Genomic DNA, 24,157 nt, shown 5'->3' with positions numbered 1-24,157 from the left:
CTTCCTTCCCAGCACCCCCTATCCGCCCGAAGCCTTGGCCTTTGTGAGCACGTCTTGTCCTGATCTGCCCATGGACAAAAACCTCGCGCGTTCAGCCAGATGAGGGTTAATCCGGGCTACGCTCACGCGCGGCCTGCCGTTAGCTTCTCGAACTTGTCTTGTGACGAATTGAAGCTGCGTCAATACGTCACCATTATTTTTTTGGACGATGATAGCAAATCGCCTTGCGCACAACTTGAAATTGCTGTTTAAATTCGACGCGTAAGCCTCTAATTCATCTGGACTTTTTCTGGCCCGACGAAACGCCGGCTTAAGAAACATTTACTGACAGACTGACAAGCCAGCTCAAACCATGGCATTTCCCTGGAAACGTGCGATTGCGAACGCGATAGCGCCTGTGGCGCTGGCGGTGTGCGCGCTCCTGCCCCCCGCCGCGCAAGCCGCGAAGAATACGGACCCTTGCAAGACCAACGCCAAGTCGTCGGCCTGCAAGGCGCAACAAGCGAAGAAGGCTCCGGCCCCCAAGGCCAGCTCCGGCAAGAGCGCCTCGGGCAAACAAGCCGCCTCCTCCGCGAAAACTCCCCCCAAATTCTCCTCCGGCAAGAAAGCAGCCGCCCCCAAGGGCGGCAAGCAGGTCGCCGCCAAGGGCACGCCGCCCAAGAAGGGCGCGGCCGCCGGCAAGAGCGGCAAGCCGAACAAGCCGTCGCGCGCGCAACGCGCCGCCGCTGCTGCCGCGGTCGGTTCGGCCGCCATGCCGCCGCCCGCCTCCTCGGTGCGCGCCGAAGCCGCCGCCCTGCGTTCCACTACCGCCTATGTGCAGGATCTGGAAACGTCCACGGTCATCTTCGCCAAGAACGAAAACGTGGTGCGCCCCATCGCTTCGATCTCGAAGCTGATGACCGCGGTCGTCGTGGTCGACGCCAACCTGCCCATGAACGAAATGCTGGAGATCACCGACGAAGACGTCGACGGCCTCAAGCACACCACCTCGCGTCTGCGCGTGGGCACCAAGCTGTCGCGCGGCGACATGCTGCACCTGGCGCTGATGTCGTCCGAAAACCGCGCCGCCAACGCGCTGGGCCGCCACTATCCGGGCGGCCTGCCCGCCTTCGTGGCCGCCATGAACGCCAAGGCGCAGGCGCTGGGCATGACCAGCACCCGCTTCATCGAGCCCACCGGCCTGTCCAGCGACAACGTCTCGTCGCCGCACGATCTGGCCCGACTGCTGCGCGCCGCCTCCCAGCGCCCGCTGATCCACCGCTACTCCACCGATACCGAGTACGACGTCGAGGTCAACAACCGCACGCAGACCTTCCGCAACACCAACCTGCTGGTGCGCAAGCCCGACTGGGACATCAAGGTGTCCAAGACCGGCTACATCAACGAAGCGGGCGAATGCCTGGTCATGCTGGCCCGCATCAACGGCCGCGACCTGGCCATCGTGCTGCTGGATTCGCAGGGCAAGCTCTCCCGCATCGGCGATGCGGTGCGCATCCGCCGCATCGTGCAGAACGAAGTGGCGATGGCGTCGATCCAGTCTGGCGGCTGAACACCCGCCGCGCTACGCTGCCACATGAGCAAAGGGCCCGAAAAATTCGGGCCCTTTGTTTTTTGGCGCCGCGGCGGCGTCAGTGTTGGCGGCCTACGCGGCCTTGCGTTTGGGGCGCAGGGGCTGGGCGTCGTACAGCGTGGGCGGCAGGCCTTCCAGCACTGCTTGCGGGTTGAGCGAACGGATCGGCACGGCCGCGTCCAAGGGGATTCGGCCCTCTGCCTGCAGCAGTTGGTAGCGCAGGCAGCACACGCGCAGGAATGAGGTGAAATTGGCGGCCTCGCCGCGATACTCGATCAGTTCGTCGTACAGACGTTCGATCAGCTGCGTCACGCGCATGCCGTCGCGGCCGGCGATTTCTTCCAATACCTGCCAGAACAGCTGTTCCAGCCTCAGGCTGGTAGCCACGCCATGCAGCCGCAGCGAACGGGTTTCGGGCGCGTAGGACTGCTCGCTGGCGCGGATGAAGATTTCACACATGGGAGCTCCTGGAACTCGGGACTGGGCCTGGGGCCTGGGCCGGGATGCCTACGGCTGACTGTACGCCGTTTGCCGCGGCCCGGGCAAGCTGCGGGAGGCCGGCCTCTTTCTGCAACCACACGTTTCCGGCATCGGCGGGCAGCCCCCTCGGTTGATATAAATCATGGTCGGGAAAGCGTCCACGTTCGAGCATAAGGAATCTTGATCAGACTTCGGAGGCAGTGATGGATAAATCCATGAAAGCAGCGGTTGCACGAGCATTCGGCAAGCCCCTGGCAATCGAAGAAGTCGCGGTGCCGCGCCCGGGTCCGGGCGAATTGCTGGTAAAGATAGAAGCCTGCGGGGTCTGCCACACCGACCTGCACGCGGTCGAAGGCGACTGGCCCGTCAAGCCCAACCCGCCTTTCATTCCCGGCCACGAAGGCGTCGGCCACGTGGTTGCGGTGGGCGCGGGCGTGACCCATGTGAAGGAAGGCGACCGCGTCGGCATTCCCTGGCTGTATTCCGCCTGCGGGCATTGCGAGCATTGCCTGGGCGGCTGGGAAACGCTGTGCGAAACGCAGAAGAACGCCGGCTACTCCGTGAACGGCGGCTTTGCCGAATACGCGCTGGCTGATGCCAACTACGTGGGCCTGCTGCCCAAGAACGTCGGTTTCGTCGAGGTAGCGCCCGTGCTGTGCGCCGGCGTGACCGTGTACAAGGGCCTGAAGATGACGGACACCCGTCCGGGCAACTGGGTGGTGATTTCCGGCATCGGCGGATTGGGCCACATGGCGGTGCAGTACGCCAAGGCCATGGGCCTGAACGTCGCGGCTGTGGACATCGACGACGCCAAGCTGGACTTCGCCCGCCGCTTGGGCGCCGAGGTTACCGTCAACGCCAAGACCACCGACCCGGCCGCCTACCTCAAGCGCGAGATCGGCGGCGCTCACGGCGCGCTGATCACGGCGGTATCGCCCAAGGCCTTCGAGCAGGCGCTGGGCATGGTGCGCCGCGGCGGCACCGTGGCGCTTAACGGTCTGCCGCCGGGCGACTTCCCGCTGTCGATCTTCGACATGGTGCTCAATGGCGTCACCGTGCGCGGCTCCATCGTGGGCTCGCGCCTGGACCTGCAGGAATCGCTGCAGTTTGCCGAAGAGGGCAAGGTGCACGCCACCGTCGCCACCGAAAGCCTGGAGAACATCAACGACGTGTTCGACCGCATGCGGCGCGGCCAGATCGAAGGCCGCATCGTGCTCGATTTCGCCTGATATCCAAGCCGCAAGGAAAAAGCGCCAGGGCCGCAAGCTTGCGGCCCTGGCGCTTTGTGGCTTTGACGATCAGGGCGTGATCTTCGTGCCCAGCACCGCCAGGAATTGCGACATCCAGGCCGGGTGCGCGGGCCAGGCCGGCGCCGTCACCAGATTGCCGTCGGTGTAGGCCTGGTCGATGCCGATCTCGGCATAGGTGCCGCCCGCCAGGCGCACTTCCGGGGCGCACGCCGGATAGGCGGAGCAGGTGCGGCCCTTCAGGATCCCGGCCGCGGCCAGCAGTTGCGCGCCGTGGCAGACCGCCGCGATGGGCTTGCCGGCCTTGTCGAAGGCGCGCACGATGTCCAGCACCTTTTCGTTCAGGCGCAGATACTCCGGCGCGCGGCCGCCCGGAATCACCAGGCCGTCGTAGGACGACGGCTCGACGCGGTCAAAGTCATAGTTCAGCGCGAAATTGTGGCCGCGCTTTTCGGTGTAGGTCTGTGCGCCTTCGAAGTCATGGATCGCGGTGGCGATGGTGTCGCCCGCTTTCTTGTCCGGGCATACCGCGTGCACCGTGTGCCCCACCGTCAGCAGGGTCTGGTACGGCACCATGGTCTCGTAGTCTTCGGCGTAGTCGCCGACCAGCATCAACAGTCGCTTGCTCATGTTTGTCTCCCAGGGATGGCGGAAAGCCGGTTCGGGCCACGTGGCCGGGTTCCGGTTCTTGATCTACGCCCCTATTGTGACGCCGCCATCGGCCAGGGTGGTGGTATGGGAATACCACGCCCACGCAAGCCCGCCTTACTCCAGAGCGACGGACACGCCCTTGGCGCCCAGCAGCGTGACCAGCACCTTGGGATCTATGCCGATCAGATACCCGCGCCGCCCGCCGTTGATGTAGACCACCGGGTAGTCCAGCACTTCGGCCTCGACCCACACCGGCATCTTCTTGCGCGTGCCGAAGGGCGAGGTGCCGCCCACCTGATAACCCGAATGGCGCTGCGCCACCTCGGGCTTGCAGGGCTCCACCCGCTTCAAACCGGCTTGGCGCGCCAGGTTCTTGGTGGAGACTTCGCGGTCGCCGTGCATGACCACGATCAGGGGCTTGGCGGACTCGTCCTCCATCACCAGGGTCTTGACCACCGCATGCGGATCCAGGCCCAACTGGCGCGCGGCTTCGCCCGCGCCGCCATGGTCGACGTAGTCATAGGTGTGCTCCGTGTACGCCACCTTGTTCTGCTTGAGGAACTGGGTGGCGGGCGTTTCGGAAACGTGGCGGGCTTTGCTCATGGTTATGCGTGAAAGAGGAATTTCGAAGCGGCGCGTGCAGCGCTAGCCGCGAGGATGGTGCGTCGCGTGCAGCGCCTTCAGGCGTTCGCGCGCGACGTGCGTGTAGATCTGCGTGGTGGAAATGTCGGCGTGGCCCAGCAGCATCTGCACCACGCGCAGGTCGGCGCCGTGGTTCAGCAGATGCGTGGCGAAGGCGTGCCGCAGCACGTGCGGCGACAGCGGCGCGCGCACGTCCGCCAGCAGGGCATATTTCTTCACCAGTTGCCAGAACGCCTGGCGCGACATGGCTTCGGCCCGGCCAGTGATGAAGAGCGCATCGCTCACGCGTCCAGCCGCCAGCTCCGGCCGCGCGGACTTCAGGTAGCGGTCGATCCAATGGGCCGCCTCGGCGCCCAGCGGCACCAGCCGGTCCTTGCCGCCCTTGCCCAGCACCACCCGCACCACGCCTTCGTTCAGGCTCACGTCCAGCGTGCGCATGCCCACCAGCTCGGATACCCGCAAGCCCGTGGCGTACAGCGTTTCCAGCATGGCGCGGTCGCGCAGGCCGCGGGCCTCCTCCAGGTCGGGCGCGCGCAACAAGGCGTCCACCTGCTGCTCGGACAGGGTCTTGGGCATGCGCGGCGGCTGCTTGGCGGCGATCAGCGTCAGGCAGGGATCGCGCTCGGCGCGGTGTTCGCGCAGCGCCCAGGCGTAAAAGCGGCGCAACGCGGCCAGCCTGCGGTTGGCGGTGGTGGCGCGGGTTTCTTCGTGGCGGAAGGCGAACCAGGCTTCGATGTCGGCCTTGCCGGCATCGCGCAGAGCTTTGGCGGGTCCGGCGGGCAGGACGTGGGCCTGCGCCGCATCGCCGTGGCGGTCGGCCATTTCGCGCGCGTAGGCTTCGGGATCTTCCAGCCAGCGGGCAAAACCCGTCAGATCGCGCCGGTAGGCCGCCAGGGTGTTGGCCGACAGGCCGTCTTCCAGCCAGACGGCATCGATGAAGGCGTCGATATCGGCCTGGGATTCAAGCGGGGGGCGGATTGCGGACATGGCTGGATTCTACGGCTCAGCGTCCGCCCACGCCTGCGGCGGCGGACTTCAGCCAGCTCTCGAAGAGCTTGAGCGCCTCGGAGCGTTCGCTGCGCTGCGGATAGCCGAAGTAATAGCCCTGGCTGACCGATAGCGATTGCGGCACGGGCATCGCCAGCGTGCCTTGGTCGAGCGCGGGCTGGGCCAGGAAACGCGGCATCAGCCCGACTCCCAGGCCGGCCTGCACCGCCGCCATCACCATGGTGAAAAGCTCGTAGCGCGGCCCGCCGGCGGCGTGCGGACCATAAAGATGGCTGTTGGCCGCGTACCACTGGCGCCAGGCGTCCGGCCGCGAAGCCAGATGCAGATGGGTCATGCCGGACAAGGCGCTGGCCCCCGGTTCCACCGCCCGCGCCGCCAGCTCTGGCGCGCACACCGGCACCAGTTCGCGCTCAGGGAACAGCAACACGCCCTGGGTGCCTGGCCACAATCCGTCCCCGTGATACAGCGCGCCGTCGAAGGGCTGGTCTTTGAACTGGAACGGCAACGTGCGCACGGACAGGCTGACCGTGATGTCGCCGTGCTCGCGCTGGAAATCCGCCAGGCGCGGGATCAACCAGGTCGTCGCCAGGGTGGGCACCACGGCGATATGGATGCTGCGGCCCATGCCGGTGCGGCTGACCAGGCCGAAAGTGTCTTTTTCGATCTGGTCCAAATGGTGGCGGATGCGGCCGGCGTACTCCGCTCCGTGATCGGTCAGCACGATGCGCCGGCGCACCCGCGTGAACAGCTGCACGCCCAGGCGCGCCTCCAGGCTGGCCACTTGGCGGTAGACGGCGCTATGCGTCAGGGACAATTCCTCGGCGGCGCGGGAAAAGCTGCCCAGCCGGGCCGACGCTTCAAACGCCTGCAGGGCGCTCAGGTTGGGAATGCCGTTTCTCATATCGCGGGAACCGCCAGGTGCCGGCGGGCGCCGCCGCTGCTGCGCCGCTCGGATCTTGCCGCGGCGCAGCATGGCAGGTCGTGCCGGTGGGTCAATAGATTGTGCAATTTTATCAATTGCATTGTGCGATCAAGGAACATTATGCTCGGATGTCCTAACCTCGGCTCATCATGACTACCACCCCCATGTCCCAGCAAGAATCCCGCCTTGGCGGTCACATCCTGGTCGACCAGCTGGTTGCGCAGGGCGTCAAACATGTTTTCTGTGTTCCCGGTGAAAGCTATCTGGCGGTGCTGGACGGCCTGCACGATGCGGACATCAAGGTCACGGTGTGCCGCCAGGAAGGCGGCGCGGCCATGATGGCCGACGCCCATGGCAAGCTGACCGGCGAACCTGGCATCTGCATGGTGACCCGCGGCCCGGGCGCGTCCAACGCGCTGGCGGGCGTGCACATCGCCAAGCAGGACTCCACCCCCCTGATACTCTTCGTCGGCCAGATCGAGCGCGGCATGCGCGAACGCGAAGCCTTCCAGGAAATGGATTACCGCGCCGTGTTCGGCACGCAGGCCAAGTGGGTCACCGAGATCGATCAGGTCGAACGCATCCCCGAACTGGTTTCGCGCGCCTTCCACATCGCCACCTCGGGCCGTCCCGGCCCGGTCGTGATCGCGCTGCCCGAAGACATGCTGGTCGAAGCCGCCAAGGTCGCCGACGCGCCACGCTACGAAGTCATCGATTCCGCCCCCACCGCCGGCCAGCTGGCCGACCTGGAAAAGCTGCTGGCCGAGGCCAAAAATCCGGTCGCCATCCTGGGCGGCACTCGCTGGGACGCCCGCGCGGTGCAGCAGTTCGCCGATTTTGCGCAGCGCCACGCGCTGCCCACGGCCGTGTCCTTCCGCCGCCAGATGCTGTTCCCGGCCGACCACCCCTGCTTCATCGGCGACGTGGGTCTGGGCATCAACCCCGCGCTGCTCAAGCGCGTCGCCGATGCGGACCTGATCCTGCTGGTCGGCGGCCGCATGTCGGAAAACCCCAGCCAGGCGTACACCCTGCTGGACATCCCGGTACCCAAGCAGAAACTGGTGCACGTGCACCCCGACACCGCCGAGCTGGGCCGCGTCTACCGCCCCACCCTGGCCATCAATACTTCGCCCGCCGCCTTTGCGCAGGCGCTGGGCGGCCTGAAGGCGCCGGCCCAGCCCGCCTGGGCCGCCGGCACGCAGGCCATGCGCGAGTCGTATCTGAAATGGAGCGATCCCAGCGCCATCACGACGCCGGGCGCGCTGCAAATGGGCCAGGTGATGGCCTATCTGGAAAAGACGCTGCCGGCCGATGCCATCATGACCAACGGCGCCGGCAACTACGCCACTTGGCTGCACCGCTTCCACCGCTTTACGCGCTACGGCACGCAGCTGGCGCCGACGTCGGGCTCCATGGGCTACGGCCTGCCCGCCGCCGTGGGCGCCAAGCGCGTGTCGCCCGACAAGACCGTGGTCTGCTTCGCTGGCGACGGCTGCTTCCTGATGCACGGCCAGGAATTCGCGACCGCGGTGCAATACGACCTGCCCATCGTCGTGGTGCTGGTGGACAACGGCATGTACGGCACGATCCGCATGCACCAGGAAAAGCACTACCCCGGCCGCATTTCCGCGACCGATCTGAAGAATCCGGATTTCGCCGACTATGCGCGCGCCTTTGGCGGCCACGGCGAACGCGTCGAGACCACCGAGCAGTTCGGCCCGGCCTTCGAACGCGCCCTGGCCAGCGGCAAGCCGGCCATCCTGCACTGCTTCATCGATCCGGAAACCATCACCCCGGGCACGACCCTGGAAAAGATCCGCGACGCAGCGCTCAAGGCGCAGCACTGAAGGCGGGACGGAACGGCGGCGCCGCGCGCCGGCCGTTCCATTCGCCGCTTGCCGCCCGAATTATTTTAGGTTTAAACTTTCTAGCATTCCGAAATCCATAGCGGAGACCCAGCATGTCCTCGAATCCTTCCTTTCACTGGCAAGACCCCCTGTTGCTGGACCAGCAACTGACCGAAGAAGAACGCATGGTGCGTGACGCAGCCTACGCCTATGCGCAGGACAAGCTCGCCCCGCGCGTGCTGAACGCGTTCCGCAACGAACAGACCGACCCGGCCATCTTCTCCGAAATGGGCGAACTGGGCCTGCTGGGCGCCACCATCCCCGTCGAATACGGCGGCGCCGGCCTGAACTACGTCAGCTACGGCCTGATCGCCCGCGAAGTCGAACGCATCGACTCCGGCTACCGCTCCATGATGAGCGTGCAGTCGTCCCTGGTGATGGTGCCCATCAACGAATTCGGCAGCGAAGCGCAGAAGCAGAAATACCTGCCCAAGCTGGCCCGCGGCGAATGGATCGGCTGCTTCGGCCTGACCGAACCCAACCACGGCTCCGACCCCGGCGGCATGGAAACCCGCGCCGTCAAGACGTCCGACGGCTACAAGATTTCCGGCAACAAGATGTGGATCACCAACTCCCCCATCGCCGACGTCTTCGTGGTGTGGGCCAAGTGCGTCGGCGGCGACTTCGACGGCAAGATCCGCGGCTTCATCCTGGAAAAGGGCATGAAGGGCCTGTCGGCCCCCGCCATCCACGGCAAGGTCGGCCTGCGCGCCTCGATCACCGGTGAAATCGTCATGGACGAAGTGGAAGTGTCCGCCGACCAGATGATGCCTGGCGTGTCCGGCCTGAAGGGTCCATTCACCTGCCTGAACTCGGCCCGCTACGGCATCGCCTGGGGCGCCGTAGGCGCCGCCGAAGCTTGCTGGCACACCGCCCGCCAGTACACGCTGGACCGCAAGCAGTTCGGCCGCCCCCTGGCCGCCAACCAGCTGATCCAGAAGAAGCTGGCCGACATGCAGACCGAAATCACGCTGGCCTTGCAAGGCTGCCTGCGCCTGGGCCGCATGAAGGACGAAGGCACCGCCGCCGTCGAAATCACCTCCATCATGAAGCGCAATTCCTGCGGCAAGGCGCTGGACATCGCCCGCCTGGCGCGCGACATGCTCGGCGGCAACGGCATCTCCGACGAATTCGGCGTGGCCCGCCACCTGGTGAACCTGGAAGTGGTCAACACCTACGAAGGCACCCACGACGTGCACGCCCTGATCCTGGGCCGCGCGCAGACCGGCATCCAGGCGTTCTATTGATCGCTTGATCGGTTCCGACGAAACCGCCCTACGGGGCGGTTTTTTTTGCCACGACTCAACGGCAGCGCCTGCTGTCCTTGGACAGCGAGCGCCGCGCCCGCTTCCCGGATATCGGTGCTGCTGGAAGGTCGCAAGTCAAACGCGGTGATCCAGCAACTCTTCTGCAGCACGCGCAAAGACCGCATAGCAGGTTTCGAAATCCGGCTTCTGCGCAGCATAGAGCAGTGGCTTCAGACGCTGCTCGAAGTTGGTCTTCAACCCTTCATGGACGGCAGCAGCAGCCAGCGTCCGCCTCAGCACCGAGTATGCGTCTTGATCAAACCCAGGATGCTGGCCGCGGAATTCCTCTACATCCTTTCGGACCAGCTTCGCAAAGATCTGACGGGCTGCCGCAAAGGCATCGGGCCGGGTTCCAGCAATACGCCAGACGTCATAGATATGTCGCACCAAGGCGGCGTCGTACTCGCCGCGCTGATGCCCATCCCAACTCCAAGCGCAGCGCCGCAGCAGTGACAACACCTTCTCCGCGAGCGTCTCCGCGACCGTGATGCACGCCATCGAAAAGCGCAGGGGCGCTACGCGCGGAACAAAGCCGTCGAGCATGTAGCCCATTTCGCGTATTTCAGCCGGCAACACGGGAGGACGATGTATCAGCTCAAGCTTGAGTTCGGGACGCAGCGCACCGGATACGTCCTGAAAATGCGCCGCATACGAAAGCGACAGGCAGTAGTAACGACGGCTGTCCCGCGCAACGGGGTTCTCCTCATCGTCCCGCGTCACAAGTTGGAAGCCGATATCCGTGAGACGCCGCTCCACCTGCCGATGCAAATTGCCTAGCCGAGCCCGGTCTGTGTGCCCGTCTTGCAGCACATAGCCTTTCGGTACATCGTCCAGCGCAACCTTGATGTCGATGTCCTCGGACATCCGCTCAACCAGACCATGCGCTTTCGAAAGGCAGGTCCCGCCGGCGAAGACCAGGCGCGTAGCCACGGTGGCGGACGCCGGCCTGGGATCCCCCTTCTTGCGGTCTTTCCGATGCGCGATATGCGTGCTCTTGATTTCAGCCAGAACGCGCAGCGCATCAGTGATGTGCAAGTCCTTCTCAGCGACGGCAGGCGGCAAAGTTCCCAGCAGGCCGGCCGTGGCGGCGTCTTCAATATCAGACTTCTGTTCGTCTGAGATCCTTTTCATACGTCAGCGTACTGCTCCCTACAGTCACTTTTCGAGTGATGCGCCGGCGCCCCGTACTGACAGTCGCCCCCATGGGAATCTGGGTCGATTTGCCGCTGCTGTACTCGGCTGCGAGCGCGCTCGGTTCCACAGAGATCTTGAGCTTGCGAAAAAGCTCCGCAGCAATCATTTCCAGCGTTCCTGCGGGGGTCGGTTTGCCCGTGAACTTGTTGATGCGGGTCTTGGCAAAAGCCCCTTTGCTGACGCGTACAAGCATTCCGTCATCGACGAAGCGGGCCAAGACTCGCCCGATCTGTGAGTCGCTCGCCATATCGGCAAAGTCCGAGCGCAAGACGACAACCCCTGCGCGCTGCTTGATCGAGCGACTCATGCGATCTTCCAGCTTCATACTTTACCTCCGATAGAGCACTGAATTCCACTAGGTCACTGTACTTTATAATTGGCAATTCTTCTAGTAATTACAGCATATTACATTGCAATATCCACGCATTAATGCGCAGTTTTTGCTATGTCGAAACGACACTAGCCGCGCTGCCCGAATTTCGCTTACAACGTAAGTCCCTCTCAATAAAGGAACCACACATGACTCCGCGACGACTGGTCGAAGAATGGGTCGCACGGTTCAATGCCGCCGATGCCGCCGGCCTGGCCGAGCTTTACGATGAAAAGGCTGTGAACCACCAGGTCACCCAGGAGCCCATCGTCGGACGCGAGGCCATACGCGCGATGTTTGAACGGGAGTTCGCCCAGGCCGACATGACCTGCATCGTGGAGACGATCCATGAGGCCGGAGAGGTCGCGGCCCTGGAGTGGCGTGATCCTCTGGGCCTGCGCGGCTGCGGCTTCTTCACCGTGCGCGACGGCAGGATCGTGTTCCAACGGGGCTACTGGGACAAGCTGTCCTTCTTGAAGATGCACGGCCTGCCCCTCGAGTAATCGCCGCTGCTCCGCAACAGCCCGCGCATTGCCGAAAGCCCGTATAGGCGAGCCCTTGCACTCGCCGTACGCTTTGCGGCATCAGCCAGGCACAGAACCGAGCGCTCCCGGCGCCGCCTCTCGTGTCCAGACCAGGTTTCCCACCAACCAGGAGCCGCGCATGCAAAGCTGTCCCACCCTCCGCCTGATGACGGGCATCGCCATGGCGTTCATGACGCACGGCGCCCACGCCGTCACCACCCTCACGATGACTACCGAGTACCCGGCCACCTCCATGCCCGGACAAGGCGTATCCACCTTTGCCGAGCTGGTCCGCGCCAAGACGGCGGGCAATGTCGTCATCGACGCCAGCTACGACGCGTCCAAGGGGATCAAGTCGGCCGACATGATCGATGCGGTGCAAGCGCGCAAGGTGGATGCGGGCGACGCCTTCGCCGGCGCGCTGGCGGCCAAGTATCCCTTGTTCGGCGTGTCGTCCCTGCCCTTTCTGGCGGACTCGCTGTCCAAGGCCCGCAACCTGAACAAGGCCGCCCGCCCCGCCTACGAGAAGCTGTTGGCGGCGCATGGGCAGAAGCTGCTCTACACCACGCCGTGGCCCGCGTCCGGCATCTGGTCCAAGCAGAAACTGGACAGCGTCGCGGCCTTGAAGAAGCTGAGCATCCGCACCTACGACGCCACGTCGCAGGACGTCATGCAGAAGGCCGGCGCACGCGCGCAGAACATCTCCTTCGCGGACGCGATGCCGCTGATCGCCTCGGGCGAGGTCAACGCGGTGCTGTCCTCAGGCGACGGCGGCGCGGGCCGCAAGCTCTGGGAGCACCTGCCCAACTTCGCGGAGATCAACTACGCCATGCCGATCTCGGTGGCGACGATGAACCTGCAGGCTTACCAGGCGCTGGATGCGCGCACGCGCCGCGCCATCGACCAGGCCGCGGCGCAGACCGAAACCGAACAATGGAAGCGCATCGACGGCCGCCTGCAGCAGAACTACGCCAACATGCGCAAGAACGGCGTGGCAATCAATACGTCGGTGCCCCTGCCCGTGCAGCGCGCGCTGAAGGATGCAGCGGCGGACTCGGTCAAGAACTGGAAGGCAGCGGCCGGTCCTGAAGCCGCCGCCATCCTGAAGCAGACAGGCAAGCGCTAGACGGCCAGCCTCAGTTTTCGCCGGACAGATCGAACAGGCTGGTCGCGTCCAGTTCCAGCACGCCTTCGTCGTGCTGGTTCAGGACCGTCCAGGCCCAGGTGATGATGCCCAGGTCCGGACGCGACGACGAGGTGCGCACGCCCTGCACGCGCGCTTCCAGGCGCAGGGTGTCGCCCGGACGCACCGGCGTGCGCCAGCGCACCTCGCCCAGGCCGGGCGAACCAAAGGATTCGGAATCGTGCAGCGCCGCGTCCACGGCCATGCGCATGGCCAGCGCGCAGGTATGCCAGCCGCTGGCGATCAGCCCGCCCCAACGGCCTTCGGAGGCGCGCTTGGGATCCGTGTGGAACCATTGGGGATCGTACTTGCGTGCGAACTCCAGGATTTCGGCTTCCGTCAGGGTGACCGGACCGCCCTTGATGACCATGCCGTCCTTGAACTCGGCGAACTTCATTTTGTGGATTCCCCCCGCAAATGCAATCGGCGCGCCAGCGCGCGCCGATTGCCACGCATGTTTGTGGATTCAGTACGTTTCGAAATGCAGGCGCCCTTCGCGGCGCAATGCATCATGCAGGATAGACCAATCCTGGCCCGCCTGCATCGTCACGTCGCGCAGGGCGTCCAGCACGCCCACTTCCATGCCCTTCAAGCCGCACACGTAGATGCAGGTATTGCGGTCCGCCAGCAGTTCGCGCACCACGCCCGCGCGGTCGCGGATCAGGTCCTGCACGTAACGCTTGGGTTGCCCGGTTTCGCGCGACAGCGCCAGATTGATGTCGATGAAATCGCGCGGCAGCTTCATCAACGGCCCGAAATACGGCAACTCGCGCTCGGTGCGCGCGCCGAAGAACAGCAGCAGCCTGCCGTTCTCGCCGGTCTCGATGCGGCGGCGGTAGCGTTCCGTCATGGCGCGCATGGGCGCCGAACCCGTGCCGGTGCAAATCATGATGAGATTGGCACGGGGGTGGTTGGGCATCAGGAAAGTATGGCCGAACGGTCCGATCACCTGCACCTTGTCGTTCTTGGCCAGGTCGCACAGGTAATTCGAACATACGCCGTGCGCGGCGGCGCCCGCATGATCCTCCGTGACGCGTTTCACCGTCAGCGAGAGATTGTTATAGCCGGCCCGTTCGCCGTCGCGCGGACTGGCCAAAGAATACTGGCGCGCGTGATGCGCCCGGCCCTGCGCATCCACACCCGGCGGCAGGATGCCGATGGACTGCCCTTCCAGCACGGGAAACGGCAGGTCGCCGAAGTCGAGCACGATATGGTGGATATCGCTTTCCGTGTCGGCGCCGGTCACGCGGTAGTTGCCGACCACGGTGGCAGTCATGGGCGTCTTGTGCGTGTACAGGTTGACGTAGGGATGGGCGGCGGACCACGGCGGGACCGTCGCACCGGGCGCGGTTGACGGCGCGGGCGCGACAGGCTGCTGCGCATCAGGCTCGACGCCAGCGGGCGCTGCGGCGGCCGTTTCCGGCAATGCCTTCTCTCCCGGCAGTTCTTCCCAGCCCAGTTGTTCCTGCACGCCGTAGGCTTCGGCGCGCACCATCAGCCGCCAGTTGTCGATGGCCCCGGTGGGGCAAGGCGGCACGCAGGCCATGCAGCCGTTGCAGATCTCGGGATCCACCACGTAGTTGTTCGAGTCGTGGGTGATCGCCTTGATCGGACAGGTTTCTTCGCAGGTGTTGCAGCGGATGCAGATCTCGGGATCGATCAGGTGCTGCTTCAGGACTTCTGCTGGTAAGGGAGCGTTCATCTCGGTCTTCCCCATGCTCCGGTAAGCGGCCGCGAATGCGGCCGCCGCCCCGCTTTAGTTGAAACGGACGTACTCGAAATTCACCGGCTGGCGGTTGACGCCCATGACGGGCGGCGCGATCCAGTTGGCGAACTTGCCCGGCTCGGTGACGCGGCCCATCAACGACGCGACGAAGGCGCGGTCCTCGGGCGTGGGCAGCCATTTGTGGCTGTTGGCCTGCCATTGCGATTCGGACAGGATCTCGCCTTCGGGCGACATGCGGATGCCGGCCAGCGTGCCGATCTGGCGGTTGAAGGCCTTGTGCGGCACTTGCAGGCGGAACGGCAAGCCGCTCTTTTCGATGACCTTGTTCCAGCGGCCGATGCCAGCGACCGAGTCGCGGATGAAGTCGTCGCGCAGCACTTCGTTCAGGGCGTTCAGCATCGGCACCTCGATCTCGCGCAGCTTGCCGTTTTCCACGGTCAGCACGCGATAGGTGTCGTTCTTCAGCTGATGGTCGTCGGTGCGCTTGCCTTCTTCATAGCGGCCCTTCAGGCCCGAGCCGTAGAAGATGGCGGCGTTGGACGACTGGTCCGCACCGAACAGGTCGATGGTGACGCTGTAGTGGAAGTTCAGGTAGCGCTGGATGGTGGGCAGGTCGATCACGCCAGCCGCGCGCACGCTGGCCGGGTCATCGGTCTTCAACTGGTTCATGACCTCGCAGGTGCGCTGGATGACGCGAGAAATGCCGGATTCGCCCACGAACATGTGGTGCGCCTCCTCGGTCAGCATGAACTTGGTGGTGCGCGCCAGCGGATCGAAGCTGGACTCCGCCAGCGCGCACAGCTGAAACTTGCCGTCGCGGTCGGTGAAGTAGGTAAACATGTAGAAGGCCAGCCAATCAGGCGTCTTCTCGTTGAACGCGCCCAGGATGCGCGGGTTGTCGGAATCCCCCGAGCTGCGCTGCAACAGCGCGTCCGCCTCTTCGCGGCCATCCCGGCCGAAATAGCGATGCAGCAGGTAGACCATGGCCCACAGGTGGCGGCCTTCCTCGACGTTGATCTGGAACAGGTTGCGCAAGTCGTACTGCGAGGGCGCGGTCAGGCCCAGGTGGCGCTGCTGTTCGATCGAGGCCGGCTCGGTATCGCCCTGCGTGACGATGATGCGGCGCAGGTTGGCGCGGTGCTCGCCGGGCACGTCCTGCCAGACGTCGCGGCCCATGTTCTCGCCGAAGTGGATCTTGCGCTGCCCGTCCTGCGGCGCCAGGAAGATACCCCAACGGTAGTCCGGCATCTTGACGTGGTCGAAGTGCGCCCAGCCGTCGGGCTGCACGCTGACCGCCGTGCGCAGGTAGACGTCGAAACCATGGGAGCCGTCTGGCCCCATGTCCTGCCACCACTGCAGGTAGTTGGGCTGCCAGTGTTCCAGCGCACGCTGCAAGGTGCGGTCGCCCGACAGATTGACGTTGTTGGGGATCTTATCGGTGTAGTTGATGCCAGACATGTCTCGCTCCTGTTCTTTGGGATGGCCGCGGTCGCGCGGCACGGTGTCGCGGGGCCGTCAGACCCGGTTCCAGTCGAATGCGGCTTGCTCGCCCTTGCCGTAGAGCTTGAGCGCGCCCTTGTCGCCGGCGGCGTTGGGGCGATTGAAGATCCAGTTCTGCCAGGCGGTGAGGCGGCCGAAGATGCGGGTCTCCATCGTCTCCTGTCCGCCGAAGCGCAGGTTGGCTTCCAGTCCGGTCAGGGCGTCGGGCGACAGCGCGCGGCGCTCCTCCAGCATCATGCGCACCTCGTCGTCCCAATCTATGTTGTCCGGCGCATAGGTGATCAGGCCCAGATCCAGCGCATCGGTGGCCGACAGCGGCTGGCCGGCGCGCGCGCGCACCGCTTCCAAGGGCGCTTCTTCTTCGTAGAAGCGGCGCTGCACGCGGCTCTGGCCGTTGACCAGCGGATAGGCGCCGAAATTGCGTTCGCCCACCACGATCTGAGCCGGCGCGGATTCGTCTTCGTTGTCCAGCATGTAGCTGCGGTCGGCGGCCAGCGCCAGTTCGAGCAGGGTGCCGGCAAAGCAGGAACCCGGCTCGATCAGCGCGAACAGGCTGCGCGAGGTCACGTCCAGGCGCGCCAGCGTGCGGCGCAGCATGCCGGCGGTTTCGCGCACGAACCAGTGGTCAGCATGCTGCTGCAGAGCGGCATCGGCAGCCAGCACCAGCGCGGCATCGCCCTCGGTCTTGATGATCCAGGTGCCGACGTCCAGCTCGTTGGTGCGTATCGACAGGATGGCGTCGTCCAGTTCGCGCGCCATCTGCAGCGGCCACCAGGCCGCGCCGGCCGCGACTATGTCCTGCAGCTCGGTCTGCACCGCGCCCTCGGGCGCGCGCACCGTCCAGGTGGCCTGGCGCCTGTCGCGGTCCAGTTGGATATCCACATAGCGGTAAGACAGGCCGTCGGCGCTTTCCGTGCGCTGCACCGGCGTCAGCGCGATGCCCTGCTCGCCCGCCGGGCGGTCGCTGCCCTGCGCCAGCGCCTGCGCGCGTTCGCGCACGGCCTCCTCGAAGCGGGCCGGCTTGACCACGTCGTCCACCAGGCGCCAGTCCTTGGCGCGCTGGCCGCGCACGCCTTCGACCAGGGTGCAGAAGATGTCGGCGTGGTCGTGGCGCACGCGGCGCTTGTCGGTCACGCGGGTCAGGCCGCCGGTGCCGGGCAGCACGCCCAGCAGCGGCACCTCGGGCAGCGCGACCGCGGACGAGCGGTCGTCGATCAGCATGATCTCGTCGCAGGCCAGCGCCAGCTCGTAGCCGCCCCCGGCGCAGGCGCCGTTGAGCGCGGCGATGAACTTCAGGCCGCTGTGGCGGCTGGAATCTTCAATGCCGTTGCGGGTTTCGTTGGTGAACTTGCAGAAGTTCACCTTCCAGGCGTGCGAGGACAGGCCCAGCATGAAAATATTGGCGCCGGAACAGAAGATCCGGTCCTTCATGCTGGTGACGACCACGGTGCGCACTTCCGGGTGTTCGAAGCGGATACGCTGCAAGGCGTCATGCAATTCGATGTCCACGCCCAGGTCGTAGGAATTCAGCTTGAGCTTGTAGCCGGGACGCAGGCCGCCGTCCTCGGCAACATCCATGGCCAGCGTGGCGACCGGGCCGTCGAAGCTCAGGCGCCAGTGGCGGTACTGCTCGGGGTCGGTCCGGAAATCAACCCGGTTGAGGGTGCTGCTCATAGTGTGTCTCCTCGAACGCCTGCCAAAACAGGAAAAATACTGCACTACATGAATTATTGTGCAGATTAGAGGACAAAAAAAGCCCCGTCAAGCGGGGGATGCATAAAAATGCATATTGCCGGCCTGACCGGCATCGAATCCACCTATAGCGGCAGGCCGCAGGCCTTGCGTACCTGGGTGCGCAGGCCGGCAAAGCTTTCCTGCACGTCCAGGTTGCTGGTGACCCACGTGAGATCGGCCTTGGCGTAGAAGGCTTCGCGTCCGGCCAGGATGCGCTTGAGGTCGGCCATGGCCTCGTTGTTACCCGACATGGGACGGAAATCGCCCTGCGCCATGACCCGGCCCATGTGCTCCTCGGGGGTGGCGCGCAGCCATACCGTGTAGCAATGCGCCAGCAACAGGTTCAGGGTGGCGGGCTCGGACACCAGCCCGCCCGGCGTGGCCAGCACCATTTCCGGATAGATCTGCACGGCCTCTTCCAGCGCCCGCCGTTCGTAGCGGCGGTAGGCGTTGGGGCCGTACAGATTGTGGATCTCCAGGATGCTGCACCCGGCCACGCGCTCGATCTCGCGGTTCAGCTCCACGAAGGGGTAGCCCAGGTCATCGGCCAGCATCTGGCCCAGCGTGGACTTGCCCGCGCCGCGCAGGCCGATCAGCGCCACGCGCTGCGTGCGGTTGGGACGCTGCGCCCCCGCCCCTACGCCGAACAGCTGGGTCAGGGCCTCGCGCGCGCGCTGCAGGTCGGATTCCGTGCGGCCGCTGAGCAGCTCGCGGATCAGCAGCCAGTCGGGCGATTCGGTGGTGACGTCGCCCACCAGTTCGGCCAGTGCGCAGTTGAAGGCTCGGGCAATCTGCAGCAGCACCAGGATGGACGCATTGCCCACCCCATGTTCCAGATTGGCCAGGTGGCGTTCCGATACGCCTGTCACCTGCGACAGGCCTTTGCGGGTCATGCCGCGTATGGCCCGCAGGCGGCGCACCCGCTCGCCCAAGGCCACCAGGAACGCTTCCCGCCTGGGTTCGGATGGCGCCGCGTCTAGCGCTTGATTCATGTTTACGTGACTCCGCAAAAACCCTGATTACCACGTTTTATGCACTATAGTGCTTGACCATAATCAATGGAAGCACTATTTTTCCATTCAATCAGTCCAAAGCGCCTCATGTGCAAAAAAGCAGCAGTCGATTTCATGTCGATTCTGAAGCGCCGACAGTGTAAAGGAGGAGCCCGGTGAGTACGCCTGATCAATTCCATGCCCTGATGCGCGAGGTCACGCGCCTGACGCAAGGCCAGCCGCTGGACGCGGCGCTGCAGGAAAGCCTGAACCGCGAGGCCGGTCCGCAAAGCGCCCTGTTCCAGGAGATATACGCCACCTGCAGGCAGGGCGTGGCCGAGGGCTGGATGTGCAGCCGGGAAGCCGGCGGCATCCGCTACGGCCGCGTCATCAAGCCGGCGCCCGACCTGGCGGACTGCTCGGTGGACGTGGTGGACATGAACGATCTTGCCGGTCCGCACCACGCGCACCCCAATGGCGAGATCGACATGATCATGCCGCTGACCGAAGGCGCCAGCTTCGACGGCCACGGCGCCGGCTGGCTGGTCTACGGCCCCGGCAGCGCGCACAGCCCGACCGTGAGCGGCGGCCGCGCGCTGGTGCTGTACCTGCTGCCGGGCGGCGCCATCGATTTCACGCGGTCCTAGCGCCCGCCCCGCCGCCAGAAAAAAACACATAGCGCGGCTTCCACCCCACAGGACATCAGGAGACAACCGTGAACGCCTGTCCCGCCGAACTCAACTTCGCCAGCCACCTGGCGGCGCTGAATGCGCCGCGCGCAGCCAAGCCAGCCTACATCGACGACACGCGCCAGATCAGCTACGGCGAACTGGCGGAACGGGTGGCGCGCATGGCCGGCGCGCTGCGCCAGCTGGGCCTGCGGCGCGAGGAGCGCATCCTGCTGCTGATGCAGGACACCGTCGATTGGCCGGTAGTGTTTCTAGGCGCGCTGCATGCGGGCGTGGTGCCGGTGGCCGTGAACACCCTGCTCACCGCCGACGACTACGCCTACATCATCGGCCACAGCCGCGTACGCGCCGTGTTCGCATCGGGCGCCTTGCTGCCCGTGGTGCAGGCCGCGCTGGCGCAGGCCCCCGCCGACGTCGAGCACCTGGTGGTGTCGCAGCCCGCCGCCCCCTTGCCCGAGGGCGCGCGCGAATTCGAAGCGCTGCTGGCCGCCGCGCCCCTGGCGCCGGCGGCGCGCACCCTGTCCGACGAGATTGCGTTCTGGCTGTATTCGTCCGGCTCCACCGGCAAGCCCAAGGGCGTGGTCCACACCCACGGCAATCTCTGGCACACGGCCGAACTCTATGCCAAGCCCGTGCTGGGCATACGCGAGGACGACGTGGCGTTCTCGGCCGCCAAGCTGTTCTTCGCCTACGGCCTGGGCAACGGCCTGACCTTCCCGCTGTCGGTGGGCGCGACCGTGATCCTGATGGGCGAACGCCCCACGCCGCAGGCGGTCTTCAAGCGCCTGACGCAGCACCGGCCCACCGTGTTCTACGGCGTGCCCACGCTGTATGCCAGCATGCTGGCCTCGCCCGACCTGCCGGCGCGCGAACGGGTCGCCATGCGCATCTGCACGTCCGCCGGCGAAGCGCTGCCGCGCGACATCGGCGAACGCTACACGCGCCACTTCGGCTGCGAGATCCTGGACGGCATCGGCTCCACCGAGATGCTGCACATCTTCATTTCCAACCAGACCGGGCAGCTGCGCTACGGCACCACCGGCAAGCCCGTGCCGGGCTATGAGGTGCAGCTGCGCGACGAGAACGGCGCCCTGGTGCCGCCCGGCGCCATCGGCGACCTCTACATCAAGGGTCCCAGCGCGGCGCTGATGTACTGGAACAACCGCGACAAGACGCGCCAGTGCTTCCTGGGCGATTGGCTCAAGAGCGGCGACAAATACACCTGCGACGCGGACGGCTACTACACCTACGCCGGGCGCAGCGACGACATGATCAAGGTCAGCGGCCAGTACGTGTCGCCGGTGGAGGTCGAGAACATCCTGGTGCAGCACGAGGCCGTGCTGGAAGCGGCCGTGATCGGCGTGCCGGACCACGACGGTCTGGTCAAGACCAAGGCCTATGTGGTGCTGCGCCCCGGCTTCGAGCCCGACGCGCAGACCGGGGCCGCGCTGCAGAACTACGTGAAGCAGCATCTGGCGCCGTTCAAGTATCCGCGCCAGATCAATTTCACGGAAGAACTGCCCAAGACGGCCACCGGGAAGATACAGCGCTTCCGCCTGCGTCAGCTGGAAGAGGCCACGCTATGAACGCCTGTGCCGTGGCCGAGACCGTGTTCGCCGAATTCCATGCCGGCGGACGAGACCTGCGGCTGGAATGCCAGTGGATCGGGGCCGATCGCCCCGGCGCCCCGCTGCTGGTATTTCTGCACGAAGGGCTGGGCTCCGTGTCCATGTGGAAGGACTGGCCACTACGCGTCTGCGAGGCAGCCGGTTGCCGCGGACTGGTGTACTCGCGCTACGGCTACGGACTGTCGACACCGCGGCCGCACGCAGAAAAGCGGCCGGCGGACTTCATGCACATCGAGGCGCGCGACGTGCTGCCCGCGCTGCTGCGCGCACTGGGCGTGGACGCCAGGCGCGACAAGCCGTCGCTGTTCGGCCACAGCGACGGCGGCTCGATCGCCCTGCTGTATGCGGCGATGCATCCGGACGCCGTCGCCGGCGTGGTCGCCGCCGCGCCCCATATCCTGGTCGAAGACGTATCGGTCGCCAGCATCGCGCAGGCGCGTCAAGCCTACCTGGACACGGACCTGCGCGCCCGGCTGGGGCGCTATCACGCGGACCCGGATTCGGCGTTCTGGGGCTGGAACGACATCTGGCTGGATCCGGCTTTCCGCCGCTGGAATCTGGACGACTACCTGTCCCGCATCGCCTGTCCGGTGCTGGCCATCCAGGGCGTGGACGACGAGTACGGCACCTTGGCGCAGATCCGCGGCATACGCCGGCTCGCGCCCCAGACCGAACTGCTGGAACTACCCGACTGCGGCCACTCGGCGCACAAGGATCAGCCGGCCCGCGTTATCCAGGCCGTCGCCGGTTTCGTCGGCGGCCTGGCACAACCCCGCTGACCCCGCGTCGGCCCATAACAAGCACGGAGACTAACCATGAACCACGCCCTGACCCGGGCTGCGCTCGCCGCGGCTCTGACGCTCGCCGCCACCGGCGCCCAGGCCGCCGACAAGATCAAGGTCGGCTTCATGCTGCCCTACAGCGGCACCTATGCCGCGCTGGGCAACGCCATCGAGAACGGCTTCAAGCTGTATGTCGCGGAGCAAGGCGGCAAGCTGGGCGGACGCGAGATCGAATACTTCAAGGTGGACGACGAGTCCAACCCCGCCAAGGCCGCCGAAAACGCCAACCGCCTGATCAAGCGCGACCAGGTGGACGTGCTGATCGGCACCGTGCACTCGGGCGTGGCGATGGCGCTGGCCAAGGCCGCCAAGGATGCCGACACCACGCTGATCGTGACCAACGCGGGCGCCAACGCCATCACCGGCCCGCTGTGCGGCCCGGGCATCTTCCGCACCTCGTTCACCAATTGGCAGCCTGCGTACGCCATGGGTCCGGTGGCCTTTGCCAAGGGCCACAAGACGGCCGTCACCATCACCTGGAAATATGCGGCCGGCGACGAGGCCATCGGCGGCTTCAAGGAGGGCTTCGAGAAGGCCGGCGGCAAGGTCGTGAAGGAACTGAGCCTGCCGTTTCCCAACGTGGAATTCCAGCCGCTGCTGACCGAGATCGCGGCGCTCAAGCCCGACATGGTGTTCACGTTCTTTGCGGGCGGCGGCGCCGTGAAGTTCGTGCAGGACTACCATGCCGCGGGCCTGGGCAAGACCATCCCGTTGTATGGCTCGGGCTTCCTGACCGACGGCACGCTGGAGGCCCAGGGCGCTTCGGCGCAAGGCCTGCTGACCACGCTGCACTATGCCGACGGCCTGAACACGCCGCGCGACAACGCCTTCCGCGCCGACTACAGCAAGGCCTACAAGGCGCAGCCGGACGTCTACGCGGTGCAGGGCTATGACGCGGCGCAGCTGATGCAGTCGGGCCTGGCCGCGGTGAAGGGCGACTTCGCCAAGAAGGAAGACTTCCGCAAGGCCATGCGCGGCGCCACGGTGGACAGCCCGCGCGGCCCCTTCACGCTGTCCAGCGCGGGCAACCCCGTGCAGGACATCTACCTGCGCCGCGTCGACGGATTGGAAAACAAGGTCGTGGATGTCGCCGTGAAGAAGCTGGCCGATCCGGCCCGCGGCTGCAAGCTCTGACCACAATCCGCCACAGGGAGGCCCCATGGACATCAGCATCCTGCTCATCCAGAGCCTGAACGCTTTCCAGTACGGCTTGCTGCTGTTCCTGGTGGCCAGCGGACTCACGCTGATCTTCGGCATCATGGGCATCATCAATCTTGCCCACGGCAGTTTCTACATGATCGGCGCGTACATGGCGTTTGCGCTGGGACCGGCCGTCGACCGCTGGCTGGGCGGCGGCTTCCTGGCCACGCTGGCGGTCTGCGTGCTGGCGGCCGGCGCCCTGGGCTACCTGCTGGAAGCCGCGTTCTTCAGCTACCTGTACAAGCGCAACCACTTGCAGCAGGTGCTGATGACCTACGGCCTGATCCTGGTGTTCGAAGAGCTGCGCAGCATCCTGGTGGGCAATGACGTGCACGGCGTACCCCTGCCCGCCTGGCTGCAGGGCAGCATCGCGCTGGGCGACGTCATGACCTATCCGGTCTACCGGCTGTTCATCTCGGCCGTCGGCATCGCGGTGGCGCTGCTGCTGTACTGGGTCATCACGCGCACGCGGCTGGGCATGATGCTGCGGGCCGGCGCCAGCAACCGCGAGATGATCGGATCGCTGGGCATAGACATCAACAAGCTCTACCGCCTGGTGTTCGCGGCGGGCGTGGCGCTGGCGGCCCTGGCGGGCAGCATCGCCGCGCCGGTGTCCTCGGTCTACCCCGGCATGGGCAACGGCGTGCTCATCATCTGCTTCGTGGTGGTGGTGATCGGCGGCATCGGCTCGATCCGCGGCGCCTTCCTGGCCGCGATGCTGGTGGGCGTGGTGGAAACCTTCGGCCAGGTGCTGTTCCCGTCCGCGGCGGGCGTGCTGGTGTACCTGCTGATGGCCTTCATACTTCTTTGCAAGCCCGAAGGGCTGTTCAAGCAGGGCTGA

At 65.6% G+C, this 24,157-nt stretch carries 23 protein-coding genes; 11 read left to right on the top strand and 12 right to left on the bottom strand.

The genetic code is table 11. From position 1 onward, the window contains the following. Positions 1-352: 352 nt before the first annotated feature. Entirely contained in the window at positions 353-1,549 is a 1,197-nt protein-coding gene (gene pbpG, locus NGK62_RS26775) for a D-alanyl-D-alanine endopeptidase (RefSeq protein ID WP_251881145.1), read from the top strand. Between the two features lie 93 nt (positions 1,550-1,642). On the opposite strand, the gene NGK62_RS26770 is transcribed toward pbpG, so the two are convergent. Further along, a complete protein-coding gene (locus NGK62_RS26770; protein ID WP_054451398.1) occupies positions 1,643-2,029 on the bottom strand; it encodes a ribbon-helix-helix domain-containing protein in 387 nt (128 codons plus the stop codon). A gap of 224 nt (positions 2,030-2,253) precedes the next feature. Here NGK62_RS26770 and adhP point away from each other — a divergent pair, with 224 nt between their 5' ends. Further along, a complete protein-coding gene (gene adhP, locus NGK62_RS26765) occupies positions 2,254-3,279 on the top strand; it encodes an alcohol dehydrogenase AdhP (RefSeq protein WP_251881143.1) in 1,026 nt (341 codons plus the stop codon). A 69-nt stretch (positions 3,280-3,348) separates the two neighbouring features. On the opposite strand, the gene NGK62_RS26760 is transcribed toward adhP, so the two are convergent. The 4 genes from NGK62_RS26760 to NGK62_RS26745 all read right to left on the bottom strand — a co-directional run bounded on the left by NGK62_RS26760 (position 3,349) and on the right by NGK62_RS26745 (position 6,499). Next, positions 3,349-3,927, bottom strand: coding sequence for a DJ-1/PfpI family protein (locus NGK62_RS26760; protein ID WP_054451405.1), 579 nt, complete (start codon positions 3,925-3,927; stop codon positions 3,349-3,351). A gap of 135 nt (positions 3,928-4,062) precedes the next feature. Further along, positions 4,063-4,551, bottom strand: coding sequence for a Cys-tRNA(Pro) deacylase (gene ybaK / locus NGK62_RS26755; RefSeq protein WP_118932766.1), 489 nt, complete (start codon positions 4,549-4,551; stop codon positions 4,063-4,065). Between the two features lie 42 nt (positions 4,552-4,593). Continuing rightward, the gene (gene xerD, locus NGK62_RS26750) at positions 4,594-5,577 is read right to left on the bottom strand and encodes a site-specific tyrosine recombinase XerD (RefSeq protein WP_251881141.1); all 984 of its coding nucleotides are present in this window, start codon (positions 5,575-5,577) and stop codon (positions 4,594-4,596) included. Between the two features lie 16 nt (positions 5,578-5,593). After that, positions 5,594-6,499 (bottom strand): LysR substrate-binding domain-containing protein, encoded by a 906-nt coding sequence (locus NGK62_RS26745; RefSeq protein WP_251881139.1) that lies wholly within the window; start codon positions 6,497-6,499, stop codon positions 5,594-5,596. A 185-nt stretch (positions 6,500-6,684) separates the two neighbouring features. On the opposite strand from NGK62_RS26745, the gene NGK62_RS26740 reads away from it, so the two are divergent. Together NGK62_RS26740 and NGK62_RS26735 are read left to right on the top strand one after the other, a co-directional pair. Beyond that, entirely contained in the window at positions 6,685-8,367 is a 1,683-nt protein-coding gene (locus NGK62_RS26740; RefSeq protein ID WP_118932806.1) for a thiamine pyrophosphate-binding protein, read from the top strand. A 113-nt stretch (positions 8,368-8,480) separates the two neighbouring features. Then, entirely contained in the window at positions 8,481-9,674 is a 1,194-nt protein-coding gene (locus NGK62_RS26735; protein ID WP_054451413.1) for an acyl-CoA dehydrogenase, read from the top strand. 135 nt (positions 9,675-9,809) lie between these two features. On the opposite strand, the gene NGK62_RS26730 is transcribed toward NGK62_RS26735, so the two are convergent. Both NGK62_RS26730 and NGK62_RS26725 read right to left on the bottom strand, forming a co-directional pair. Further along, on the bottom strand, positions 9,810-10,865 hold the full coding sequence (locus NGK62_RS26730) for a nucleotidyl transferase AbiEii/AbiGii toxin family protein (RefSeq protein ID WP_251881137.1): 1,056 nt from the start codon (positions 10,863-10,865) through the stop codon (positions 9,810-9,812). Further along, complete coding sequence (locus NGK62_RS26725; protein WP_251881135.1) at positions 10,834-11,253, bottom strand: DUF6088 family protein; 420 nt, start codon at positions 11,251-11,253, stop codon at positions 10,834-10,836. Before NGK62_RS26725 ends, NGK62_RS26730 begins: the two co-directional genes overlap by 32 nt. A gap of 194 nt (positions 11,254-11,447) precedes the next feature. Between NGK62_RS26725 and NGK62_RS26720 the strand changes: the two genes are divergently transcribed. Next, a complete protein-coding gene (locus tag NGK62_RS26720) occupies positions 11,448-11,801 on the top strand; it encodes a nuclear transport factor 2 family protein (RefSeq protein ID WP_118932770.1) in 354 nt (117 codons plus the stop codon). Positions 11,802-11,961: 160 nt separating this feature from the next. Further along, positions 11,962-12,948 (top strand): TRAP transporter substrate-binding protein, encoded by a 987-nt coding sequence (locus NGK62_RS26715; RefSeq protein WP_251881133.1) that lies wholly within the window; start codon positions 11,962-11,964, stop codon positions 12,946-12,948. Between the two features lie 10 nt (positions 12,949-12,958). Here the strand turns inward: NGK62_RS26715 and NGK62_RS26710 are convergent, their stop codons facing one another. From NGK62_RS26710 to NGK62_RS26690, 5 genes are all read right to left on the bottom strand, one after another. After that, positions 12,959-13,402 (bottom strand): MaoC family dehydratase, encoded by a 444-nt coding sequence (locus NGK62_RS26710; RefSeq protein WP_059380185.1) that lies wholly within the window; start codon positions 13,400-13,402, stop codon positions 12,959-12,961. A gap of 69 nt (positions 13,403-13,471) precedes the next feature. After that, a complete protein-coding gene (gene boxA / locus NGK62_RS26705) occupies positions 13,472-14,707 on the bottom strand; it encodes a benzoyl-CoA 2,3-epoxidase subunit BoxA (protein WP_251881132.1) in 1,236 nt (411 codons plus the stop codon). Positions 14,708-14,761: 54 nt separating this feature from the next. Then, entirely contained in the window at positions 14,762-16,189 is a 1,428-nt protein-coding gene (gene boxB, locus NGK62_RS26700; protein ID WP_059380186.1) for a benzoyl-CoA 2,3-epoxidase subunit BoxB, read from the bottom strand. Positions 16,190-16,246: 57 nt separating this feature from the next. Next, the gene (boxC, locus tag NGK62_RS26695) at positions 16,247-17,905 is read right to left on the bottom strand and encodes a 2,3-epoxybenzoyl-CoA dihydrolase (RefSeq protein WP_251881131.1); all 1,659 of its coding nucleotides are present in this window, start codon (positions 17,903-17,905) and stop codon (positions 16,247-16,249) included. Positions 17,906-18,048: 143 nt separating this feature from the next. Further along, positions 18,049-18,957, bottom strand: coding sequence for a helix-turn-helix transcriptional regulator (locus NGK62_RS26690; protein WP_059380188.1), 909 nt, complete (start codon positions 18,955-18,957; stop codon positions 18,049-18,051). Between the two features lie 176 nt (positions 18,958-19,133). On the opposite strand from NGK62_RS26690, the gene NGK62_RS26685 reads away from it, so the two are divergent. The 5 genes from NGK62_RS26685 to NGK62_RS26665 all read left to right on the top strand — a co-directional run bounded on the left by NGK62_RS26685 (position 19,134) and on the right by NGK62_RS26665 (position 24,157). Beyond that, entirely contained in the window at positions 19,134-19,604 is a 471-nt protein-coding gene (locus NGK62_RS26685; RefSeq protein ID WP_118932772.1) for a DUF4863 family protein, read from the top strand. 68 nt (positions 19,605-19,672) lie between these two features. After that, a complete protein-coding gene (locus NGK62_RS26680; RefSeq protein ID WP_251881130.1) occupies positions 19,673-21,232 on the top strand; it encodes a benzoate-CoA ligase family protein in 1,560 nt (519 codons plus the stop codon). Continuing rightward, a complete protein-coding gene (locus NGK62_RS26675; RefSeq protein ID WP_251881129.1) occupies positions 21,229-22,053 on the top strand; it encodes an alpha/beta fold hydrolase in 825 nt (274 codons plus the stop codon). Before NGK62_RS26680 ends, NGK62_RS26675 begins: the two co-directional genes overlap by 4 nt. Positions 22,054-22,089: 36 nt before the next feature. Beyond that, positions 22,090-23,250 carry an ABC transporter substrate-binding protein gene (locus NGK62_RS26670; protein ID WP_059380192.1) on the top strand — a complete coding sequence of 387 codons (1,161 nt, stop codon included), beginning with the start codon at positions 22,090-22,092 and terminating at the stop codon, positions 23,248-23,250. A gap of 25 nt (positions 23,251-23,275) precedes the next feature. Further along, positions 23,276-24,157, top strand: coding sequence for a branched-chain amino acid ABC transporter permease (locus NGK62_RS26665; RefSeq protein WP_042794742.1), 882 nt, complete (start codon positions 23,276-23,278; stop codon positions 24,155-24,157).

This window comes from Achromobacter sp. Marseille-Q4954, from assembly GCF_943737025.1.
Classification (GTDB): Bacteria; Pseudomonadota; Gammaproteobacteria; order Burkholderiales; family Burkholderiaceae_B; genus Achromobacter; species Achromobacter bronchisepticus_A.
This window is presented reverse-complemented; position numbering and strand designations above follow the sequence as displayed.

Excerpts from the sequence above, each read along its gene's own strand:
- pbpG (WP_251881145.1), top strand. The coding sequence starts at position 353 with ATGGCATTTCCCTGGAAACGTGCGATTGCGAACGCGATAGCGCCTGTG.
- NGK62_RS26770 (WP_054451398.1), bottom strand. The coding sequence starts at position 2,029 with ATGTGTGAAATCTTCATCCGCGCCAGCGAGCAGTCCTACGCGCCCGAA.
- adhP (WP_251881143.1), top strand. The coding sequence starts at position 2,254 with ATGGATAAATCCATGAAAGCAGCGGTTGCACGAGCATTCGGCAAGCCC.
- NGK62_RS26760 (WP_054451405.1), bottom strand. The coding sequence starts at position 3,927 with ATGAGCAAGCGACTGTTGATGCTGGTCGGCGACTACGCCGAAGACTAC.
- ybaK (WP_118932766.1), bottom strand. The coding sequence starts at position 4,551 with ATGAGCAAAGCCCGCCACGTTTCCGAAACGCCCGCCACCCAGTTCCTC.
- xerD (WP_251881141.1), bottom strand. The coding sequence starts at position 5,577 with ATGTCCGCAATCCGCCCCCCGCTTGAATCCCAGGCCGATATCGACGCC.
- NGK62_RS26745 (WP_251881139.1), bottom strand. The coding sequence starts at position 6,499 with ATGAGAAACGGCATTCCCAACCTGAGCGCCCTGCAGGCGTTTGAAGCG.
- NGK62_RS26740 (WP_118932806.1), top strand. The coding sequence starts at position 6,685 with ATGTCCCAGCAAGAATCCCGCCTTGGCGGTCACATCCTGGTCGACCAG.
- NGK62_RS26735 (WP_054451413.1), top strand. The coding sequence starts at position 8,481 with ATGTCCTCGAATCCTTCCTTTCACTGGCAAGACCCCCTGTTGCTGGAC.
- NGK62_RS26730 (WP_251881137.1), bottom strand. The coding sequence starts at position 10,865 with ATGAAAAGGATCTCAGACGAACAGAAGTCTGATATTGAAGACGCCGCC.
- NGK62_RS26725 (WP_251881135.1), bottom strand. The coding sequence starts at position 11,253 with ATGAAGCTGGAAGATCGCATGAGTCGCTCGATCAAGCAGCGCGCAGGG.
- NGK62_RS26720 (WP_118932770.1), top strand. The coding sequence starts at position 11,448 with ATGACTCCGCGACGACTGGTCGAAGAATGGGTCGCACGGTTCAATGCC.
- NGK62_RS26715 (WP_251881133.1), top strand. The coding sequence starts at position 11,962 with ATGCAAAGCTGTCCCACCCTCCGCCTGATGACGGGCATCGCCATGGCG.
- NGK62_RS26710 (WP_059380185.1), bottom strand. The coding sequence starts at position 13,402 with ATGAAGTTCGCCGAGTTCAAGGACGGCATGGTCATCAAGGGCGGTCCG.
- boxA (WP_251881132.1), bottom strand. The coding sequence starts at position 14,707 with ATGAACGCTCCCTTACCAGCAGAAGTCCTGAAGCAGCACCTGATCGAT.
- boxB (WP_059380186.1), bottom strand. The coding sequence starts at position 16,189 with ATGTCTGGCATCAACTACACCGATAAGATCCCCAACAACGTCAATCTG.
- boxC (WP_251881131.1), bottom strand. The coding sequence starts at position 17,905 with ATGAGCAGCACCCTCAACCGGGTTGATTTCCGGACCGACCCCGAGCAG.
- NGK62_RS26690 (WP_059380188.1), bottom strand. The coding sequence starts at position 18,957 with ATGAATCAAGCGCTAGACGCGGCGCCATCCGAACCCAGGCGGGAAGCG.
- NGK62_RS26675 (WP_251881129.1), top strand. The coding sequence starts at position 21,229 with ATGAACGCCTGTGCCGTGGCCGAGACCGTGTTCGCCGAATTCCATGCC.
- NGK62_RS26670 (WP_059380192.1), top strand. The coding sequence starts at position 22,090 with ATGAACCACGCCCTGACCCGGGCTGCGCTCGCCGCGGCTCTGACGCTC.
- NGK62_RS26665 (WP_042794742.1), top strand. The coding sequence starts at position 23,276 with ATGGACATCAGCATCCTGCTCATCCAGAGCCTGAACGCTTTCCAGTAC.